This window comes from Streptosporangiales bacterium, assembly GCA_009379955.1.
Lineage (GTDB): Bacteria > Actinomycetota > Actinomycetes > Streptosporangiales > WHST01 > WHST01.
Genome location: WHST01000005.1, coordinates 48,922 through 70,715, shown reverse-complemented (window position 1 = coordinate 70,715; position 21,794 = coordinate 48,922). Strand labels below are relative to the sequence as shown.

The window sequence follows — 21,794 nt, the reverse complement described above, 5'->3', positions numbered from 1 at the left end:
AACAACGCCTGCGTTGGTCTCCAAGCAGCCGACAAGCTCGGGGTCTAGGACGTAGATTCGGGCGTCGCCTCGATGGCCGATTCGACGGCGTCAAGGTAGTCCCACCACTCACGACCGTCGGGGCTGTAGGAGGCGAGGATGCTTCCCGTGGCCAGGAACGGGAGGCTTGCCGCGTCTTCGGACGAGAACACCTGGTCGAGACTCTCGCCGCCGAACACCGAGCGAGCCAGATAGCGGTGGATCTCAGTCGCGTCGAGCTTGAACTCGGTCTCGGCCTTGGCGACATTGTCCGCGAGCGTACGAAGATCCGCTTCTGATGGTCGCTCGCCACCACAGACGTCGACGGTGACGTGGGCGGCGATGGCAAGGCACAGTCCGAGGGCCTCACGAAGTGCGCCCTCATCCAGTGACGCTCCCTTCTTGCGGAGTTCCTCCAACTCCCCGCGCACCGCGTGATTGAGCATCGTCCGCGTGGCTTCCTCGATTGTCGGGTTGATTCGCACTCTGTGCTCTCCGTTTCCGAACCCACGACACGCCAGCCGCGAACGCGCCCAGTGCGCTGACGGCGATTCCTGCTCCTGCTTGCACAGCGGGTGGTAGCGGCGTCTGCGAGGCAGACGCTGTCATCAGTCCGCCCAACGCCACACCAAGGCCGATCGTCTCATTCTGGGGCAGCACCTTTCGTGGCTTGGCGTGCTTGCCGGCGGCACTCTTCCGCTTCTCCCTCGTGGGAGCAGGGCCGTCGAGGCGTCGGCGCCCCGACGACAGCCCTTTGGGCTCTGCTCTCGTCACCGGAGCTCTCGTTATGGAGTTACTGGTGGACCCGCCGGGCTGCCGCGGCAGTCAACCGGTGCCCTTGGCCTGTTCGCAGTCGGCCACGAAGTCGTCGAGCGCCTGCTGCGCGTTCGCGAGCATCTCGCGCACGCCGGCGAGTCGCTGGCTCGCGCCCTGGGCGAGGACCTGTGCGCTTCCCTCATTGCCGAGCGCGGCGAACTGCCCAGCCAGCTCCTCGGTCTGCTTGTCCAGGTCGGCGACGGCGGCGGCCGAACTGTCCAGCCCGTCCCTGGTGGCGTGTGCGGCTGACTGGAGGTCGTCGAGAGCACTCACGTGGCGTCCTTCCCCCGAAACTCGATGTACCCACCCGGGCATGCATCGTGCCGCACCCCTCAACCCCGCGCAACCGAAGCCTGGCGAGCACACCAGATAGGTGCCCACGCATCGCTACGCGACCAGCTCGACTCGGCAGTACGCGGTCGCGGCGCGAGCCAGTCGGCCGTCCGACGTCACCAAGGTCAGGTCACGAGCTTCGGCCAGCGCCACGTACGGCGCGTCATAGGCACTGATGCTGGCACGCATCTCCCACATCCGCGGAAGGAGGCCGTCGGGGGAGACGTGGTCGACACCGAGCTGGGGGAGTCGGCCGATCGCGTTCAGGGCCCGATGCTCGGCGACCTTGTTGCCGAGTACGAGACCCCGCATCACCGAGAACACCTCTGCCTTCCAGTGCTCCGGTGCCGCCCACTCGGTGTCGCGCGCCAGCACCGCGCGGGCCTTACGGCCACGCTCGTCGGAGTAGATCAGCATGTTCGCCAGCACCGATGCGTCGACCACGATCACCCTGTGCCACCGGCAGTCCGGGCCCGAGTCCCCTCGACATCGTCACGCTCATCTCGGGCGTGGTGCAGAAGGTCTGCCGTGTCGGGCGCATCATCGCCGGCACCGCCGCCGGCGGACAGATCGTGCTCGATCTCGGCGAGCAACTGCCGGTTCCGGCTGAAGGCCACCTGTCTGTCGAGAACACTCAGGAGGAACGCCTGCAGGGACTGGCCCCGCTCGCGCGCGTCTCTCGCAAGCGCATCACGCACGTCGTCCGGCACGTCCCGGATCGTCACCACCGCCATGTCTTCATATTGCAGTCACAACGCATGCATAGTCAAGGCCGTCCGTCACCCGTGCGCAGCGGCAAGCCGGGTGAGTACGCCTGTGGCCTGGAGCGCGGCGATATGTTCGGCGGCACGGGCCGGTGCGGTACCGCCGCGTACGAGAAGGCCGGCCTCGATGTTCTTGGCGACGCCCGACTGGGTGAGGTTCGCGCTCGAGACCAACAGGACACGCCGGTCGGCGATGGCGACCTTGGCGTGCATCTTCGCCCTGGCCTGCGTGCGCTGAGCCGACGGCCAGTGCCACAGTTCCACGCGGGGCACGCGGAGGAAGGCTGCGGCCGGTTCGGCGCCTGCCAATGCGCTGCCGGCGCCGGTCAGGGTCTCCACCACGACGCTCACTCTGACGTCCCGCTCGATCGCGGCGGCAAGGGCGTCGAGCAAGGGCTCGTACGGCTTGGCCGAGTACGTCAGCAGCACCAGGTCGCGCTCCGCCTCCTGCACCACGTCGACGAGCACCTGCGCGGTCGCGCGTACCGGCACCTGGTGGGTGCTCGGTCCGCTCCAGACGGCTTCGACGCGGGTGGCGCCGGTGTGGAGGTAACCCGCGGCCACCCCGCGCAGGTACGCCGCGGCCTCCTGAACGGGTAGTCCGTCGCCGCGCTGCGCGGCCCGGAGTTGGCGGACGTCATCCGCCTCGCCGGGACCGACCGCCGCCGAGTCGGTGTGCGTGAGGGCGTCGGCGGCGGCGACCAGCCGTTCGGGTCCCCATCGCCGCACGAACTCCGCTGCCCGCTCGGGGAACACAGTCATGGCACGTCGAACAGTGCGAGCTTCGGCTGGTCGCCGATCGGCACGACGAAGCGACGGTCCAGGAACCTGTTGCCGCGCTCGCAGGTCGTCTCGGAGACGAACAGGCAGACGTGGCAGGCGGCGCCGTGCAGGAAGTCGTCCGACTGGTGGGGGAGTCGCTCGGCGCACAGCGGGTCGGACGAGCAGGTACGCGCGTCGATCAGTGCCCGCATGGTCAGTCGCACCAACGGTTCCGGCTCGGCCAGTGCCACGAGGCCGCCGAGCGTGCCCTCGGCGTCGGGTACGGCAGTGTAGATCAGGATGCCGCCGCGGGGGTCGTCGTCATCACCCGCGTAGATCCGCTCCGAGAGGCTGGCGGAGTTGTAGCCGCACTCCAGGGCGATGGTACGGATCATCAGGTGCGACAACGTGTGCAGCGCGAGGTAGCGCATGCCGGGCCAGTTCTTCATCCAGTCCTGCGTACCGCGCAGGCGTTCGGAGTAGCGGTTACGCCGGAACTGCGCGTACGCCGCACGGTGCCGCTTCATCGCGTCGTCGTCGGTGACCCGGCGTTCCCAGTCCGCGAGCAGGTCGTCGCCGACACGGAGGAAGATCCCCTCCCCGTGCACCTCGCTCGCGGGCAGCCAAGTCGGCGGGTCTCGGGTCAACGAGACCCGCTTCACCAGCTCGGGATCGTCCGGGTCGGGAGCATCGAGCCGGGTGAAGCCCACCAGCGCCCGCACCTCGCGCAGCCGTTCCACCTGCACCACGTCGGTGAAGATGCCCTCGAGCGCACGTGGCACGCCGTCGGGGTCGCGGCGCAAGGTGAGGGCGTCGGTCGTCAGGTCCTCGCCCGCGCTGAGGATCTGCCACTCGGGAGTGCGCAGGTCAGGGTAGCCCTGCTCGGCCTCGGCGGCGCCGTCGAGCTCCGACCTGTGTCGTTCGACAGCGGCCCATACCTGATCGTGGTCCCAGCGGGCGAGGTCGTCGCGGGCCACGAGGGCGATCTCCAGCCCGAACTTCATCATGTCCTTGTTCACGGCTTTCGACAGCACCGATTCCCAATGCTTCGCGACGACGGAGTCGAGCTCGTCCTCGGTCGACTTCGGGACATCGAGCGTGGACAGCGTCTGCGCGAACCACTGGTTGGACGCGCCGACGACGAGCAGCAGCGGGTCCGCCGTGCAGCCGGCATCGAACGTACCCAGGTGCGGGTGTCGGCCGCGGCAGCGCGGCAAGTTCTCGCGCCCGCGCCTGCCCTGTGCGTCACGGATGTTGCGGCGCCTCGGGCACCGCTTGCACTGCACCGTGACGTTGGCGCCTACGTTGCCGCTGTGGTCGTCCATCTGCAGCGCGGGGTTCTCGCTGTCGTCGCACTCCGCACCCCGGTGCACGAACAGCGTGTAGGGGAAGTCGTCGAGGTGGCCGTTGGCGCAGCAGAGCATGAACCTGGCTGCGACGGCGAGCGGAGCGCGCCGAACCTTGGCACAGTTGTCGTGGTAGAAACGGGCGTCCTGCGGCCTGCGCGCCCTGTCGTTCTCGAACCTGAACACCATCGACTCGACGCTGGCGAGGAGGTTGCACGCGGTGCAGCGCAGCCAGCTCGGGAACGGCAGTACCGGCACCCCGATCCGCAGTGCCGGGTCGTGCGGATCCGTGTCGACGGCCGGGCGCCACGGTGCGGGCCGCAGCTCCTCGAGCCTGTTCATCTCCTCCATCGTGCGTGCGGCAGCGAGCAACCGCGGCTCGACGATCGGTGCGTACTCGTCGCCGACACCGCTGTGGTCCCAGTCGTCGAGGCCGCGCACCAGCACCGCGAAGTTCGGCAGGTCGACGAGTGCGCCGACACCGCTGGTGAACATCAAGTGGCTCGGCCGGACGGTGCCGACACGCACGCGGTAGCTCTCGCTCATCGATCCGGCCCTCCGTTCCCGTCATCCTCGTCGTCGTCATCGCCTGGTTCATTGCTCGGCGCGGCGAACGACCACGCCGGCACCTCGAACACCGGTGTGTAGATCCCGCCTGAGCCGGCGACCAGCAGGTTGACCTCGTGCTCGGTCTCGCGCATCGAGTACGCGACCGTACGGTCGGTCCAGCGTCCGTCGCCGGCCCGTACCAGCAGGCCGCGAGCCGCGCGTGCGCCGGTGTCGGTGGCGTAGCCGAGCTGTCCCTCGATGCCCTTCCACCGCTTCCACTCGTCGATCAGCCGGCCGATGCGATCGTCCAGGTACTCCTCGCCTCGCCGCCCGTCGACGGCCCTGGCCCTGGCGAGCATCCGGTCGATGACCCGCCGCACCACCGGGCCGTCCAGCTCCACGCCGGCGGCGTCGGGGTTGCGGGAGTGGGCCTCGTCGACCTGGCGTACTGCCGCCACGAAGGTGGCCGCGGTGCCGCGGTCGAGGGATCGCCGCGTGTACGGCGTGACCGACAGCGCCTCGACCTGGCGATAGAAGGTGGCGTGGTAGTGCGCGAAGTCCTCGTAGTGCGCGAGATCGCGGGGCCGGGTCCAGTTGTAGAGGGTGACGACAAGTCCCGGCTTGGCGGCGTCACGACCAACCCGCGACGAGGCCTGGATGTACTCCGCGGTGTTCTTGGGCTGGCCGGTGACGACCATCAGTCCGAAGCGCGAGACGTCGACACCGACCTGCAGCATCGACGTCGCCAGCACCATGTCGATGGGTGCGCCGCTGCCGCGGTCGTAGAACTCCTGGGTGCGCGGGTGGTAGTCGAGGCGGTCCTTGCTGCGTAACGACTTGCCGCGGTTGGCGGTCCTGACCTCACGCCCGTCGGCGACGATCGCCGACCTGCGCGCCGTGGTGTCGAGCTCCGGGTCGAACAGCACTTCGAGGCGCTTGAGCGCGGCGCTGATGTCACCGGAGGAGATGCGTGAGGTCAGCTCGGTGCTCTCGAGCAGCTGAGCCTGATTGAGCACCCGCCCGGTGCGGCCACGCCGACCACGCCTGCGCAGGCGGTTGACGACGTCGTCGTCGAGGTAACGCCGCATGCCGGCGAGCTCCCTGATGGCGTTGAAGTACGCCACCACGGTCTGGTACGGGTCGGCATCGCCGCCGTACTTGTCGTACAGCGTCTGGCCGGCCGAGAGTAGCGCCTCGGCGAGCTGGATCTCGGCCGACTTGAACCGCACCCCGTGGGCGCACACGCCGAGGTAGCGGCGACCGGGCGTCGCCGGTGTCGGTGCGACCTGGCGCGAGAAGAAGGTGTCGGCGATGTCGAGCACCTGGGGCGGGAAGATCGCGAGGCCGCGTGCGAAGACGCCGAGCACCTGCTCCGCCGCTCGCTTGGTGGTCGCGGTCGACGCGATGATCTTCGGTCCGGCCTCGCGTCCCTCCACCGGACGCCAGGTACACAGCTCGTCGACGGCCGCCTCGAACAGCCCGACCGTCGTGCCCAGCGCGCCGGAGATCAGGTGCAGCTCGTCCTGGATGACGAGGTCGGGCGGACGCAACCTGGTCACGGCCGTCGTCGTGGCGGCGGGCAGGTTGCCCTTGGCGCCGTGCCGGTCCCCGCACTTGGTCTTGCGGTCGAGGTCGTCGTGGCGGTACCCGTGCCGGCTGCACCGGCGCCGCACGCGGCCGAACAGCGTGCCGGCGAAGCCACGCCAGGGCAGCTGGGCGAGCTTGTCGACCGTGGCTATCACCAGGCTGGGGGCGTAGCGGTAGATCTCCTCGTCGACGGTGAGGATCGGCAGGCCCTCGTCGCTGCGGCGCTGCGAGAACGGACAGGCGTCGACGCCCTCGGCGTTCGGGCAGAAGAGCAGTACCCGGCGCGACGGCTCCCGGACGTGCAGGTCGTGGTGACCGCGCAACGCCGTGCCGCACCAGGGACAGCTGAGCGTCTGCAGGACGTTCGCCCGCTTGCCGTCGCCTGCCTCCTTCGCCTCGAACACCTGCTCCTTCGCCTGGTCGAACCAGTTCGGTGACACACCCGCGCCGACCCAGAGGCCGATCCGGAACGGAGTGGTACCCCACGTCGCCTCGTCGCGACGCCGCTGCACCTCGGCGGCGCAGACGAGCGCCGCGGCGCGCTGGAACTGCTGGGCCGTGAGCAGCCGCAGGGTGTAGCGCATCAGCACCGCGACGCCGGCCTCGCCGCTGCGCACGTCCGCGCCCTCGCCGACGGTGCCCTGCAGCCGGCGGATCGCGAAGGTGTACGCGGTGAGCCCGAGGTACGCCTCGGTCTTGCCGCCGCCGGTGGGGAAGAACAGCAGGTCGACGGTGGCGTTCGCGTCGGCAGCACGCTCGGAGTGCGTCGGGTCGGTCAGCGACGGCAGGTTGAGCAGCACGAAGGCGAGCTGGAACGGCCGCCAGGAGGCGAGGGCTGTGCCCTTGGCGTCGACCGCGCTCTTGGCGTCGGCGTAGCTCATCCCTTCGCGGTCGCGGCGCTGGGCGATCTCGGTGTGGCGCCGCTGCGCGGCCATCGCCTCGTTGGCGAACCGGAACGCGCGCAGCGCCTCGTCGTGCCGGTGGGCGGTCGGGTCGGTGAGCAGCTCGACCCCGGTCCGGATGCGGTCCGCCGCCCGGCGTGCCTTGGCGACCGCGTCGACGCCGGCGGGCCGCAACACCTCCGGCAGGGTGGGCAGCTCCTCCTCGCGCGCGTCGAGCCAGGTGGCGTACCCGTCGACCAGTGGCAGCAGTCCCGTCCGCAATGTGTCGGCGTCAGCGTCGGCGAGGGCGTCCATCGACAGCTCCACACCGGCGAGCGGCGTGCCGTCGCCCGACGGTGCGACCGTGGCAGGCACGTCGTAGGTCGGCAGCCAGGTGGTCTCGACCCGGTGCGCATTGCGTTCGCCGTGGCGCACGTGCGGGTGCACGGCGACGTTGCGGCCGTTGGCGTAGCGCAGCTCGTGCCGGTAGAGCAGCCGCAGGTGAGCGTCCTCGGCATTGTGCGTCACGGCCTGGCCGGCGTCAGCCTGATCATCGACGGGCGCGAACACGGCGGCCTCGCCGTCCGTCGCGGTGACGGCGAGCCGGGTCTGGAACAGCCAGGCCGTGTCGCGCTGGGACTCGGGTTCCTGCTGGGCGTTGACGAGCGCGAGCTCGACCACCCGGCGGGAACCGCGCAGGCGCACGTTCACGACCAGGCGCACGCCCGCCCCGGCGGCGCTGTCGTCCAGCGGCACGACCGTCGTCGGGTCGACGTCGAGCGCGATCTCGCGCACCTGCTCGACCTGCTCGCGGGCCCAGACCGTGCGCGCCACTCCCTGCTCGTCCTCGACCTGTTCGTGGGCGTACCGCCCCCATTCGGCGGTCACCCGCAGGCGCGTGATCTCGGTCGGCACGGTGCAGGACAGTCCCATCGACGACGCCCACAGCCGGCCGAGGCTCGCCGGGGTGACCTCGGGGAGCTCCGCGTCCGCGCCGTCGCCGAACACCCCGGACCCGTTGTCGACCGACGCCTGCGCCTCCTCCGGCGCGCCGGCCAGCGCGTCGCGCGGCCCGAGTGCACCCACGAGATAACGCTCGCGCGGCCCGTCGGCCTTGGGCGCGAACCGCTCGGCCGGACCGTCCCACGGACCGAGCAGGTCACGCGCGACCAGCTCCGCCAGCTCGTCCCGCACCTGGTAAGACCCGGGGCTGGCGAGCCGCTGCGGCCGGTCCAGCTCGTGTACCTGTTCCTGGTCAGGTGCGGACATCAGCGATCCTCCTCCCGTGACGCTGGGTGCTGTCGTGATCTTCGGCTACATTGATAGCCATGGCTGCTGACAGCTCGACCGAGTCGGAGGACCTGCGGGAGCGCTTCCCATGGGTTGGCCTTGCCGACGTCGACGAGCCGGAGCTGTCCAGCAGATACCGCGAGATCATGGCCGATTCCAGGCGCGACCATGACATCGTCGAGGCGATCGAATCGGTGCGGCACAGCGCGTGATCCAGCTGCTCTGTGATTCGGGGCTTCTCATCGCGAGCTACAACGTCCGGGATGCCCATCACGAGAGCTGCCTTCGCCTCCTGCGGTCCTGGACCGGCCGGCTCCTTGTGCCCGAACCGGTCCTGGGTGAGACCTGCAACTTCCTCCGCAACCATGTACGACATGGCCCAGTGCTGGAGGCGCGCTTCCTCGAATCGATGACGGCGACCGGCAGCGAGGTCGAGATCGTCAATCCGGTAGGGGAGGACCGCCAGCGTGCGACCGAGCTCGCCGTCCACTTGGCGGCCGCACCGCTCGGTTACGTCGACGCCACGATCATCGCGATGGCAGAACGTCTCGGGATCGCCGACATCGCCACTCTCGACTTCAAGTTCCTCGGTATGGCCAGTCAGGTGAGCCGGTTGCAGCCGCTCCGCTGGGTGGTGCAGGAAGCCTGAGGGCGACGTTTCGGCAGGGGCCATCAGAACAGGCCGTCCTGACCCTCGGACGCCTGCGGGGTCGCTCTCTTCTGCTTCGGCTTCTTCTTGTCGTGCAGGCCGGCGGCGACCTCAGCGGCGTAGCGTTCGTGGTTCAGTTCGAGCAGCCGGTCCAGGATCTCCTGCTTCGCGGCCGGCCCGACCGTGTAGCGCAGATCCCGCCCCGCCGGATGGAACCCGTGGTCGAGCTGCTCTACAAGATCGTCCCAGCCGTACGCTCGGACGGTCGCGACATCGATGGCCCGGTGGATCTGCCGCATTTCGACGATGTCGGGGTCCGTGCAACCGGGGTCGAACACCAGGTTGTACGTCTTTGTCAACCCGAGGTCCCGCCCCAGCATGACCTCCCGCCGGAATGTGTCCAACCGGTCGCCCAGCTCCCGCATCCCTTGCGTGAGCTCGGGCAGCGGGAACGTCTCGAACACGTCGGAGGGGGTGTAGCGAAGGTCCGCCTTCATCGACGAGGCCCGCGCAACTGCCCACCAGTAATGCGGTGCACTTGACAGCATCGCCAGCATCGCCGTGTCATCGGTCGCGAACACCCCGAGCATGTGGGAAAACACCTGCCCGGTTGGCACAATCACCGGTGTCACGGTCCTGCTTACGAGCGTGATCACGACGACCTTCTCCAGCGCGTCAATGGCACCGTAGAGTTCCGGGCGAGCGCGTTCATAGAGCCACCAACGCTGCCTGGCGGACTTGCTGTACCGATTCTCCGCGCGTTCAGGCTTCACCAAGCGGATGACTCTGTCGTAGCAATCGGGGTACCCCTTCGCTCTCTCCTCGGGCCAGTCGCGAAAGTTGATCACCAAGCGGCTGCCCGAGCAGTCGGGTCTGGAGTTGAGGTCTTGGCCGTTGAGGTAGGGGAAGAGAACCTCCTTGTTGCGGGGGTCCTTCTCAACCAACGCGGCTGCCTCGTCGGGAGTCATGGTGAAGCCGAGGCCGAGCACGTTGGAACCTTGAAATGACCGTTCTGCGTTGGAGACTAAGCGGTTCGGTGAACCGACGACCCTCGACCCTGCCTCGAGTGATGGCGTGATCTGCTTGACCACGGCGTCGTCAGCGATCCGTACTGCGGCCTTGTCAAGCTCCACTCCGCTGGTCCAGACAGCGCAGTACTCCAGGACCGCCGACCGGGACGGCCAGGGTCTACTTTTGATCGCCCGCCTGATCGCCGCCCCATTCGCGACGAGTTGGTCCAGCCCGGTCTCTCGGGTATCGCCCTGTGCCAGCGTGTTCGTCGCCAGCAGCCCGGTCTGCCCCGATGGGTTCAACAGCTCGTGTGCCCGCAACGCGAAATAGGCGACCAAGTCGGCGCTGCCTCGAGTCTCAGCTGCCAGCGCCAGCACCAGGTGCTCACGATAGGCCGTCCCCAGTGAGCGGGTGAGCTTCTGTCCGCCCAGGAAGGGTGGGTTGCCAATGACGGCGTCGAATCCATCCTGGGCGAAGACCTCGGGGAAGACCAGGGGCCAGTGGAGCGGCTCGCGGGCGAAGGAGCCGGGGACCTGGTCGGTGGCCAGCCAGGTGTCGGCGTGTTCCCGCGCCTCCCAGGCGCGGACGTCTCTGTTCACCAGGTCGGCAAGCTCGGCGGCCCGGTGGGAGAGGTCAGCCCGCTTCGTGCCGCGCTCGGCGTCGATGTCGGCGCGGGCGTTCGGCTCGCGGGAGCCCGTTCGCTTGGCATGCCCGGCGAGGGCGGCGCCGACGGTGAGGTCGGCGAACAGGCGTAGTGGTTCTGCCTTCTTGCGCGCCTCGGCCAGCAGCTCGCGCTTGCGGTCGAGTGCCGCCATCGGGTCGTCGCCTAGCTCGATCTCGCCGATCTGGCGGCGGTGCTCGGCGACGTCGGCCACGAGGCTGCGCACGCCTGAGGTCCAGCCGAGCAGGTCGGTCTCATGCAGCTCGCGGCCCTTGGCGGGGTCGAGGTGCATGTACTCCAGCTGCTCCAGGGACGTGATGCCGAGCAACGAGTCGCCGGCGACGAGGCGGTCGTCGAGGAAGGTGAAAGGGCGCCGGCCGTCCATCGAGACCAGCCAGAGGGAGAGCTTGGCCATCTCGACGGCCATCGGGTTGATGTCGACGCCGTACAGGCAGTGCTCGATCACCTTCCGCCTGGCCTCGACCACCACCGGGTCCTCCTCGGCGTCGCGACGCTTGTCGCCGGCGACGACCCGGCTCTGCGCGGGCGCAACACCCTGCCGTGACCACGCCATGACGAGCTTGTCGCCGAGGTAGCGCGCAGCCGCGACCAGGAATGCGGCCGAGCCCATCGCGATGTCGGCGACCTTGAGCGCGAGGATCTCGGTCGACGGCCTCAGCACCCACTGCGACTCGTCCGCCGTCTGCAGTGGACCCGGCGAGTAGACCAAGGGTTGCAGTGCGTGCTCCACGACCTCCTCGGCCAGTGGACGTGGCGTGTAGTGGGTGCCGGAGTTCTTGCGCAGCGGCGATTCAGTGACGTACAGCGCGCCGGACGGGATCACCAGCGGTTGCCCGCGCAGGTCGTGCCGGATCAGGCCGTGGAACGGGAGCATCCGCTCGGCGAGCGGGTAGTCTCCGCCGGTGACCGCGAGTAGCAGCCTGCGAGCCTCCTCCCGGTCCTGCTCCCCGAGCGGCGCCAACCGCTTCTCCAGCGCCTTGGCCGAACCGATCTTCGCGTCCTTGTACCGCTCGGCGAGAGCGGCCGCGAGCGCCGGCACACCGGGATGTGCGGCCGCCAGCCGTTCCAGCTCGGTCAACGCCACCTCTGCCTCATGACCCGGAGCGCCGACGAGCCCGACGATCAGCTCCTCGGCGCGGTAGCCCTCGAAGGAGAGCAGGCCCTCGTAGACGTAGCCGATCTCCTCGACGTCGAGCGCACCGAAGCCGACCGTGCGCAGCTCGCGCGAGCGACCGCGCCCGATCTCGACGTGCTGCACGGCGCGCATCATGTGCAGCACCGTGCGGTCGTCGATCGCGCGCGGCAGCCAGTCGTACGACTCGGGGTCGAAGATCGGCCCGTCGTGCGCGTGCATCCGCAGCCGCGGGTGGTCGACACCGTCGTGCACAGCCCGGAACAAGGCAAGCAGCCGGTGCCACGCGGCGGTCGAGTGCTCCAGGTCATCCTCGCTGCCTTCGACGGCTCGACTGTGGAGCCGGGCGTACAGGCCGCTCGCCGAGTACGCGCCGGCGTAGAGGTCGTTGTCGGACGGCAGCAGGCCGCGGTCTTCGGCGAACAGCAGGAAGACGACGCGCATCATGGTCGACACCGCGCCGCGGTACACGTCGTGGGCGTCGATGCCACGCAGGCCGGGTTCGCCGCGCTCCTGCGCGCGCAGGTCGGCGCGGCCGATCGCCGCCATCAGCAGCTCGACCGCCTGCCGCACCTGTACGCCGAGCGCCTCGGTGATCTCCTCCTGCGAGCCCAGGCTCGCTTCGAGCAGCGCGGGGAGCGTCTCGTCGTCGGGCACGGAGAAGAACCGCGTCCGGCACAGCATCGACACGAACGCGCGTACGACGTTGCGCTCGGCCGACTCGGGCCAGGAGACGGCGTCGAAGGTCGCCGTGGTCGTCACCGCGGGCCGCCGCTCGGTCGCCCGCGGCGCCCATACCAGGGTCCAGAACCGGCCGCCGGTCGCCAGCCCAAGCGGCACGCCGTGGTGCCGGCAGAGCTGCACCAGCCGGTCGGCCGGGCTCGCCGGCCAGTCGTCGGTGCGCCCCGCCCCGGTGTTGGCCGCCGTCGGATGCGAGGCCGGCGGGCAGATCAGGCCGACCAGCCGGGTGGTTGCCGGCTTGACGTCCTCGCCCGGCTCCACGACCGCGAAGTCGGGCAAGACCGTCACGGCGTGCTCGGCGCTCTCGTGACTCAGTGCGGCGAGTGTCTCGGTCTCGTCTCGGAAGAGCACGTCGGCGCCCCAGCCGAGCAGCTCGCACAGCAGGTACTCGATCCAGGCACGTTGCTTGGTCGCCTGATCGTTCAGCCAGTCCCCGTGCTCGAGCCGCAGCCGGTCGCGGACCGCCTTGTCGAGCGGGTCGAGGCCTGGCCACGCCGACCGCAGCACAGGTAGCGACAGGAACGGACCCGTCACCTCGACGAGATCGAGCCAGTCGCGGTGCTGCTGCGCGCCGTCCACGGGAGGTGGCCCCGGTGTGCGGTATGGCTGGAGTTGCGCCGTCATCGGGTCGCCTCCCGTCTCGGCACGACGAACACCACGGCGACCGGGAACTGGTGCGGCTCCTGCCGCGCGTACCGAGCCCGGATCAGGTTCAGCTCCCTGTCGCGTTCTCCCTCGAGCTGGTCGAGGCGTTCTCGCCAGGACTGCCGGTCGCGGCGGTACTGCGCGAGCTCCTCGGCACCCTTGATGTCGATCTCGCTGAGCAGCACCGGTTGCTGCTCGTCCTCGGGTTCGGCGAGCGCGGCGGTCAGGGTCCTCGTGAACTGGTCGAGGTTGCCGGTCAACCGGTCCCGCTCGTCCTGCTCGCGCTGGGCGAGCTTGCGGTCGAGCTGCTCGCGCAAGGTCCGCGCCCGCCACTCGACGGCGCCGAGCACGCCGTCCCTGACGCGCGGCCAGCGCTCCGCCAGTCGAGCGCGGACCGCGGGTGACGCCTCGGCGCCGGTGGCGAGCGCCTGGTCGAGGAACTCGCCGAGCCGGCCGAGGTTCTCCAGCCGGCGGAACCGTCCCGTCTCCGGCGCCCACCCGCCGGCGCGCAGCACCTGCTCGTGCAGCCGAACGCCGTCCGCGCCCACCAGCACGAACCGCGAGTACGCGCCGACCAGCACGTCGTCGAGGTCGGGATCGTCGCTGACGACCGCCGTCACCCGGTGCAGGTCGATGTCGACGTTCGAGACGGCATCGGCGAGGAGGTCGGTCGACATCGCGACCAACGGATGGTTCAGGTGAGCGAGCACGACGTCGTCATGGCCCCTGGCTACTCCGGCGTCGAAGGTCACCGGGAGCTGGCGGGGCGGTGCGTCGCGCCGCCCCAGCTTCTCGGTGAGCCCGGCCGAGGCCCGTACCCACGAGCCGGTGAGCGTCGGCACCTCGAACATCCCGTCGACGAGGCGCTGGTCGGACAGGTGGGGCCGTAGCGGTTGCTGCCTCGCGAGGTCGAGTGCCGTGTCGACCACCCGCCGCACGGCGTGCGGCGTGATGCCGAGCTCGGCGACAGTCTGGTCGACGGTGTCGCGGAGTCGGCGTACCTGCTCCCCGACGGCCTTCTCCGCAGGCAGATCGCGTGCCGCCGCCGACGTCGAGGCTGGGTCGTCGAGGCCGTCGTCGACGAGCTGCCCGAGCATTCGCCGCTGCACCTTGTCGGACAGGACGGCGTTGACCGCGCCGAGGTCGGCTTCCATCCGGGTCACCTTGTCGGCCACCCGGGCCAGGAACTCCAGGTCGGCCTCGTAACGGTCGACCGCGCGTCCGAAACCCGAGCCGACGAAGTGGCGGATGTCGGGAGCCTCGCGCTGGCCGTACCGGTCGATGCGGCCGATCCGTTGCTCGAGCTTGTTGGGGTTGAACGGGATGTCGTAGTTCACCAGCCGGTGGCAGTGGTTCTGCAGGTCGATCCCCTCGCTCGCGGCGTCGGTCGCCACCAGGATGCGTACCGGGTGTTCCGCGGGGTGGCGCTGGAAGGCGAGCCGGAGCCGCTCGCGGTCCGCCGTCGCGAGCTGGCCGTGCAGCTGCTCGACGGCGGCGCCACCCAGACCTTCCTGCCGCAGCAGCTCGACCAGCCAGCGCTGGGTGTCGCGGTACTCGGTGAACACCACGACCCGCTCGTTCGTCCAGAGCCCCCCGTCGGGGAGGCATACGGCCTTGAGGTAGGCGACCAGTTCGCGGGCCTTCGCATCCGGACGTGCCTCGTGCGCGAGCGCCCACTGCTCCATCCGGCGCAGCAGTGCCAGCTCCTGCTGCTCCGGAGTGGGCTGCAGCGCACCCGCGCGGTTCAGTGCGTCGTCCTCGGCCTCGGCGAGCGGCTCGTCGGCGTAGGTTGCGGTGTCGTCGAAGAAGTCGTCCATCCAGTCCGGCGGCTCGCCAACGTCGGGATCGTCGCGGTCGCGCGCCTGGAGCGTGCGCAGGTAGACGCCGACGGTGTGCGCGAACGCGGCGGGGCTGGAGAACAACCGCTTCTTCAGCAGCAGCGTGACGAGGTCGGTCGCCTTCCTGCCCCTGTTCGACCGGAGCCGCGCCCGACGCAGCCGTGCGAACTCCTCGAGCAGGCCGTGGATCTCCCGCTCGTCCTCGGGATACTCGACCCGGATCGCGGTGGCGACGCGCTCGACGAACCGCCGTGTGCCGTCCGCACCTGCGATGTCGCGCTTGAGTCGTCGCACGACCGTCTCGGCGACCGCTCTCCGGTCCGGCTCCACGCCGCGGGCGAACCGCTGGTCGTCGAGGATCTCCAGCAACGCGGTGAACGAGGCCTGGTAGCCGTTGTGCGGTGTAGCCGACAGGAAGAGCCGGTGGGTGAAGTGGGGCGCGAGACGGCGGATCAGCTTGGTCTGCTGGGAGTCGACGGCGTACACCTGCTTCGGTGCGGCCGGCGCGACGTGGTGTGCCTCGTCGAGGATCAGCAGGTCGAAGGTACGCGGATACGACGGGCCTCCCGGCGGCAGCACCTCGTCGAGGAGGCGCTGCGCCTTCGGCCCACGCAACCACGGCAGGCTGACGATGGCAAGCGGGTGCACCTTGAACGGGTTGGCCGCACTACCGTGCTCGCGGCGGACGACCGCGCACCGTTCGGTGTCGATCACGGTGAAGTCGAGGCCGAACTTCTCGGCCATCTCGTCCTGCCACTTCACGGTGAGGCCGGCGGGGCAGACGACCATGATCCGCCTGGCCCGGTGTCGCAGCAGCAGCTCCTGGGCGACCAGGCCGGCTTCGATCGTCTTGCCGAGGCCCACGTCGTCGGCGAGCAGCAGGTTGACGCGGGGTGCGTCGACGGCACGGGCCACCGGCTCGAGCTGGTAGTCCTCGATCGCGACGCCGGACCGGAACGGTGCCTGCAGGGTCTTGACGTCGGCGGAGGTCACGGCGGACCAGCGCACGGCGTCGAGGAACGCCGCGAGCCGGGCGGGCGGGTCGAATCCGTCCTCTGTGACCTCGGGCAATGACCCGGCCGGGAGTACCTGGCTGCCCGTCTCGACCTCCCAGATCACCTCGAGCGTGTCGTCGTACCGGCCGCCCTCGACACTGCGCAACCCGACGACCGTGTTGTCGGTGCCGGCGTCGACGTCGCTGACCACCCACCGCTCGGCCCGGACGGTGACCAGCGCCCCGACAGCCAGTTCCGCCTGCACCATGGAATGACGATGCGCTCCCTCGCGCTGGCCAGAACGGCGTTCCGACGAACAGCCCGGAGCGTCACCCGGTCCGTGACATCAGGTAAGAGTGGCTTTGGCGCGAACGCACGGTAGCCGGTTGAGCGGTGTGCGTCAGTCGGACAGATCGGTGAGGAGGTCGTCGATGATGTGTTCCTCCTCGACGGCGTCGCCGAGCTCGGTCATGGCCGCGCCGAGGGACGGATCCCAGCGTGCCTGCACAGGGCTCCCGGTCAGCTCCCTGCCGCGGAGCCTCGCAGAGCGGTAAGCGGTGGTCTCGAACCGCCAGGGGCGGACCGGGAACCGGTCGAACAGGAGGTTGCCGATGTGCAGGCCGCCCCAGTCGAAGTCGCCGTGGTAGCGGAGGCCGGCTCCCGCCGCGGTGAGCAGGCGCAGCAGGTGCATGACGGCGGCGCCGGGCTGTCCGCTGGTGCAGACCAGCGGCGTGCACGCCGGCCCGAGCTCTTGCGCGGCCGTCGACGCCACGACCGGGTTCTCGCAGACGGACGCGCGTGGCACGTCGAGCCGGGGAGGGTCGCGGACGAGCTGGCGGAGGGTCAGCACGACCGGCTGGCCCGTGCCGTGCCACGCAGCCAGGGCGCGGCCCGTGGCGGTCTCGTCGTCACCGGGGAAGCCGAGGGTGAGGACCGTCGTCGACAGTTCGTCGCGTAGGAGACCGACGGACGCCCAGACCTCGCGGCGCCATTCGGCGCCGGTGCCGGCCGACAGGCCGGACAGGGCTCGGGCGGCGCCGAGGCTCAGCGTCGCGAGCGGACGGTCGTCGTCGAGCGCGTGCGCGCTGCGCGCCACCCGGGCGGCGAACCGTCCAAGGGGTTCACCGTGCGCGGGGAGGTGGCGGATCACCTCGGCCAGGTCGCCGAGCAACGACTCCGCGGACTCGGGTGTGCCGGCCAACCGGCGGACGAGTCCGGTGGCGCGGATGCGTTCGTACCACGCCACGAGCCCGGGCCGCCGCTCGACGACGGCCTCCAGCGGCGTGAACGCGCGCTGCCACGACCGCTCCAGCTCCGCTCTCTCGGTGGTGCGGTCGGCCACCGGGCCGGTGAGGGCGACGACGGCGACCGCGAGTCCGTCGGGACACGCGCCCGAGTGGCGTACGACGTGGTCGACCGCGGGAAGGGAGACGGTGAGCGTCTCGCCCGGACGGGGACGTCGCCCGAGCAGGCGGTGGGCGGCGGCTCGCTGCTCGGCGGTCGCGCCGGACAGGGTGACCGAGGTGTCGAGCGGCTCGCCACGCTCCATCCGACGGCGCACCCTGGTGAGCAGCCACGCGAGCTCGTCGCCACCCAGCAGGCGAGCGAGCCGCTGGTGGTCGGTCAGTCCCACGACCCCTCCGAGAGGGCTTCAGGACGGTCTTCGGTGGCGAGCGTCGACACGGGGCGTTCGACCTTCAGTCGGTCGCTGCCGTCCCACTGCCAGTTGGTGACGAGCACGGCCGAGACGCCCTCCCTACGGGCCAGGTGCGATATCGCCAGCCCGGGCACCTCGGGGTAGCAGCCCCACTCGCGCTCGCTGGTCATGACGACGTCGAGGTCGAACGCGGCGAGCAGCCCGAGGTACTTCGCGCGGGCGTGGTCGTCGACCCCGGCGAAGGCCTCGTCGAGGGTGATGAGGCGTGGCGCGTGCGGGTTGTCGGCCGATGCGTAGTGCGCCGACGCCGCCGCGAAGAGGGGGACGCTGGCGGCGAGGACACGCTCGCCGCCCGAGGCAGGCCCGGTCGCCGGTCGCCACTGGCCGTTCTGGTGCCGCTGGATGACGAACCGGTTCCAGGCGCGGTAGTCGAGCGCCTCGGTGAGGTGCTCGTGCCAGGTGCCCGACTCGTCACGCGAGCGTGCCTGCGTGATCTGCTCCTGCAGGAAGCCGCCGACGGCGGCACGGTCGTCCGCCGACCAGGCGTCGGCGGTCTGCCGCAGCAGCCGTTCGCGGGCCGCCGCGAGTCCCGACGGGCCGTCGTCGCGCGGCTTCCAGAGCAGGCGCAGGCGCATGCCCGTGCTCGTCGGTCGTTCGGCCAGCTCACGGTTCATGGCCGCGACCTGGCTCTCGGCCACGGAGATCAGCTCCTGCAGAGTGCTCGCGACCTCGTTGACGAGGTGGTTCTCGAGGATCTCGCGTTCACGCTCGTCGAGCAGCCGCTCGCGCTGGTCGACCTCGACGGCCAGTGCCTCGGCGAGGTCGGGCACCGAGGTTGGTCGGCCGCGGAACTCGACCTCCACCACGATGCCGTCGTCACGCAGGTCCGCCGCCGCCTTGTTACCGTGCCGGGACAGGGTGTCGTGCAGCGTCTTGAGCTCGGTGTTGACCCGATGCTGGGCGCGATCCCAGGTGCTGTCGTCGTCCGGTGTGTCGGCGAGCTCGTCGTTGACTCGACGTGCGAGCCGCACGGTCGGGTCGGGTGCCCACGTCTCGTCGGCATCGGGGATGTCGAGGTCTGGCAGCGCGACGGCGAGGAGACCGGTGTTGGTGAAGCGCCGGAACGACTCGGTGGCCGTCGTCCGCTGCGCGGAGACGGCGACCAGTTGTTCGCCGAGACGTTCGCGCTCGCCGACTGCCTTGCCGCGAGCCTCGAGGGCGCCGTCGGCCTCGGTCTGCGCCCGCTTCCGGCCGTTCTCGTTGTCGCGCACCAGGTCAGCGACCTCGCCGAGCTGTCGTTCGAGCTCGGCGACGGCGGCGCCGACGGTCTGACGCAACGCGTCGTGCGTTTCGCGCGCGGCCTCGGCCGCGTGCTCGGTCTCGGTCGTGCGCATGGCCAGCTCGTCGCGTGCGGTACGGGCGTTCCCGAGGTCGCCGGCGACCTGGTCGGCATGCCGGGTCGCCTCGTCGAGTCCCTCAGCCGCGGGCCAGAGTCCGGCCAGCGCGATCCGGTACTCGCCCAACCCCCGCCGGACGTCGGAGAGCTCGCCTGTGTCGGCGGGGAGCCCGGTGTCCCGCGCGCCTTCGAGGTGAGCGGCCCGGGCTCCCTCGCTCGCGGCTGTGGCGGCGACGAGCTCCCGCGCGGCGACCTCCTGCCGGGTCGTGAGGCGCGTGCGTTCCTCTGCGAGCGCGCCGACTGCCGCGTGCGCCTGATGCACCGGCTGGTCGCCGGGAAAGGTCGCTTGCTCCGCCGTGAGGACGGTCTCCCGTTCCTTCAACTGAGCGCGCGCCGCGGTGATCCCGGTGAGCTCGGCCTCGACCTCGGTGAGGGTGCCGCGGAGCTTGGCGAGCCTGGACCGTCGTGCCGCCTCGCGCGCACCGCGGCCGATGTACTGCGCTGCCGGCTTGTGCCAGGTGCCTTCGAGCACCCCGATCCGGTAGCGACCGTCGACGCCGACCCACGTGTCGCCGCCGCGGCCGAGACCGATCGACCCGAGCACGGCCGCGACGGTGTCGTCCGACATCCCGCTCGTCTGCGGTGCCACCCGGTCGACCGCGGGTCGCAGAACGGTGTCGAGCGCGACGTCGGCCCGGGTGCCTGCCCGAACGACGACGTCGTCGGTGTCGGCGGACAGCAGCTCACCCCGGGGCGTCATCCAGGCGTCGAGGATGCCCGCCGACTCCAGTGCGGCTTCGAGCCCCGCCCGGTCGACCGGGTCGACGTGCTCGGCGAAGTCCACGAGCTGCCACAGCGGTGCGCCTGGGCGGCCCTGCCGGGCGGTGGCGTCTCTCGTGTGCGGCGGAGGTGGCGCGGTGTCCTCGCCGCGCTCCAGGCGTGCGATCTCTTCGGCCAGTTCCGCGGCGCGCTCGCGCTCTGCTCGCTCCCGATTCTCCAGCTCGGCCGCCAGCGTGGCCAGCTCGGCCGCCGCGACCCGGCCGGCGTTGCCCGCGGCCGCGGTCGCGGGGTTGGTCCCGTCGAGTGTCTCGACCCAGAGTTCCAGCTCGGCCAGCGTGCTGGCGGGATCGGGTAGTCGCAGCTCGGTCGCCCGGTCGAGATGTGCGCGTACCTCCCTGACCAGGGCGGCGCCGCGCTCGGTGACGGTGCGCTCGGCGTCGGTACGACGCACGGCCAGATCTTCGGCCTCGGTGTCGAGGTCCGTCGCTCTGCGCCGTGCGTCGGCGAGCGCTCGCGTGGTGTCGTCGACCTTCGTGAGCAGGCTCTGCACGTGGTCGATCGCGCGTTGCTGACGATCGACCAGCCGACCGGCCTCGCCGCGCAGTGCCGTCAGATCGTGTGCGGCGTCGAGGGGAGTGTTGATGCCGTCGGCGTGCTGATCGGTGATGTGCGCCGTGGCGGCGGCGTCTCCTGCCGAGTGTCGCGCCGCGGTCAGCTTGTCGCCTGCCGAGGACCGCCTCGCGGTCGCGGTGTTGTGCCGCTTCTCGAGATCGCCCACCCGTCCGGTGGCGTCGTCTCGTTCGGCGGCGATCCGCCGTGCCTCCGTGGCCAGTCGCTGCGCGTCTTCTCCGAGGCGTTCCAGCTCGCGAGCGCTGCGCATCTCCGGACTCGCGCGTAGGGCGGCATCGCGTGCCTTCAGTCGGCTCTCGACGCCGGCCAGCTCGGTGAGCTTCTCCTTGGCGGCGGACAACTCGCCGTCGGCCCTCGCGTACTCGGCCTCGGCCGCGCCCAGGTCGCGGTTGACCCGCTCGTAGTCGGACTGCGCGTTGCGCGGGAGCGCTGCCCTGCGCCGTGACGCGACGCGCGCGTAACGGCGGTAATGGCCGAGGAACGACGTGGCGGCGTGGTGAGCCTCGGTCATCGCCCGCAGCGTGTCGCGATCCTCCTCGAGGCTGCGGAACGCCTCGGCGACGTCGGCGATGACCGCCTGATCCAGGGGCGGGAGGGCCTCGGTGAGTGCTGCCGACAGGGCCTTCTCGCTGGGTCGCTTGGACAGCTGCGGCTGGCGCACCTGGACGAGGAGGTCGACGAGCGCGCGGTAGCGCTGCTCGCCGAATCCGAAGAGGGCTTCGTCGACGGCGCGGCGGTAGTCGCGCGCGCGGTCGTAGACGGTGCCGTGGCCGGCGAGCGCGTCGACCAGCCTGTCGCGGGCGAGCGCGGTTCTCGTGGCGTCGACGAGGGCGAGATCGGCACCCGGACGCCGGCTGGTGACGAAGAACCAGTGGCGTGCGATTCCCCGTCCGGTGACGGCCTTCAGCCCGCAGCCGAGCGTGCGGTAGTGCGCTTCGCCATGCTCGTCGACGCGACCGAACTCGAGCCAGGTGTAGCCGAGGCGTTCGGGGTAGGGGTGGTCACCGCCGAGCAGGAGGTTCCACTCCATCCGCTTACGTGAGTCGGCGTCGGGCTCGACGCGGTGCGGCGCGAGATCGCCGTCGAGCAGGAAGGGGAGGACGAGGGCGAGCACCTTGGACTTGCCGGTGCCGTTGTTCCCGCGCAGGAGGAGGCGGCCGTCGCGGAACCAGAACTCCTCGCTGTCGTAGTAGAAGAGGTCGACGAGGCCGGCGCGCAGTGGTTGCCAGCGTTCCAGGACCGGTGTCGGCAGCTGTCTGTTCATGAGCCGTCCTCCGAAGTGAGCATCGCAG

General features: G+C 70.5%; 12 protein-coding genes. 1 reads left to right on the top strand and 11 read right to left on the bottom strand.

The window, feature by feature from the left end; all coding sequences use genetic code 11:
- Window positions 1–44: 44 nt before the first annotated feature.
- From GEV10_02765 to GEV10_02735, 7 genes are all read right to left on the bottom strand, one after another.
- A complete protein-coding gene (locus GEV10_02765) occupies window positions 45–503 on the bottom strand; it encodes a hypothetical protein (protein ID MQA77396.1) in 459 nt (152 codons plus the stop codon).
- Between the two features lie 340 nt (window positions 504–843).
- Complete coding sequence (locus tag GEV10_02760; protein ID MQA77395.1) at window positions 844–1,107, bottom strand: hypothetical protein; 264 nt, start codon at window positions 1,105–1,107, stop codon at window positions 844–846.
- Between the two features lie 114 nt (window positions 1,108–1,221).
- A complete protein-coding gene (locus GEV10_02755; GenBank protein ID MQA77394.1) occupies window positions 1,222–1,584 on the bottom strand; it encodes a PIN domain-containing protein in 363 nt (120 codons plus the stop codon).
- A gap of 29 nt (window positions 1,585–1,613) precedes the next feature.
- Entirely contained in the window at window positions 1,614–1,901 is a 288-nt protein-coding gene (locus GEV10_02750; protein MQA77393.1) for a hypothetical protein, read from the bottom strand.
- Window positions 1,902–1,946: 45 nt separating this feature from the next.
- Window positions 1,947–2,693 (bottom strand): endonuclease, encoded by a 747-nt coding sequence (locus GEV10_02745; protein MQA77392.1) that lies wholly within the window; start codon window positions 2,691–2,693, stop codon window positions 1,947–1,949.
- Window positions 2,690–4,585, bottom strand: coding sequence for a DUF1998 domain-containing protein (locus GEV10_02740; GenBank protein ID MQA77391.1), 1,896 nt, complete (start codon window positions 4,583–4,585; stop codon window positions 2,690–2,692). Before GEV10_02740 ends, GEV10_02745 begins: the two co-directional genes overlap by 4 nt.
- A complete protein-coding gene (locus GEV10_02735; GenBank protein MQA77390.1) occupies window positions 4,582–8,325 on the bottom strand; it encodes a helicase in 3,744 nt (1,247 codons plus the stop codon). The genes GEV10_02740 and GEV10_02735 overlap by 4 nt, the downstream gene beginning before the upstream one ends.
- A 211-nt stretch (window positions 8,326–8,536) precedes the next feature.
- Between GEV10_02735 and GEV10_02730 the strand changes: the two genes are divergently transcribed.
- Window positions 8,537–8,995: a PIN domain-containing protein gene (locus tag GEV10_02730; GenBank protein MQA77389.1), complete on the top strand. Its 459-nt coding sequence runs from the start codon at window positions 8,537–8,539 to the stop codon at window positions 8,993–8,995.
- Between the two features lie 23 nt (window positions 8,996–9,018).
- Here GEV10_02730 and GEV10_02725 read toward each other — a convergent pair whose 3' ends face one another.
- From GEV10_02725 to GEV10_02710, 4 genes are all read right to left on the bottom strand, one after another.
- Entirely contained in the window at window positions 9,019–13,185 is a 4,167-nt protein-coding gene (locus GEV10_02725) for a hypothetical protein (protein MQA77388.1), read from the bottom strand.
- Window positions 13,182–16,307 carry a helicase gene (locus GEV10_02720; GenBank protein ID MQA77387.1) on the bottom strand — a complete coding sequence of 1,042 codons (3,126 nt, stop codon included), beginning with the start codon at window positions 16,305–16,307 and terminating at the stop codon, window positions 13,182–13,184. The genes GEV10_02725 and GEV10_02720 overlap by 4 nt, the downstream gene beginning before the upstream one ends.
- 132 nt (window positions 16,308–16,439) lie before the next feature.
- Window positions 16,440–17,666 (bottom strand): TIGR02679 family protein, encoded by a 1,227-nt coding sequence (locus GEV10_02715; GenBank protein ID MQA77386.1) that lies wholly within the window; start codon window positions 17,664–17,666, stop codon window positions 16,440–16,442.
- On the bottom strand, window positions 17,663–21,766 hold the full coding sequence (locus GEV10_02710; GenBank protein MQA77385.1) for a TIGR02680 family protein: 4,104 nt from the start codon (window positions 21,764–21,766) through the stop codon (window positions 17,663–17,665). The genes GEV10_02715 and GEV10_02710 overlap by 4 nt, the downstream gene beginning before the upstream one ends.
- Between the last annotated feature and the right edge of the window lie 28 nt (window positions 21,767–21,794).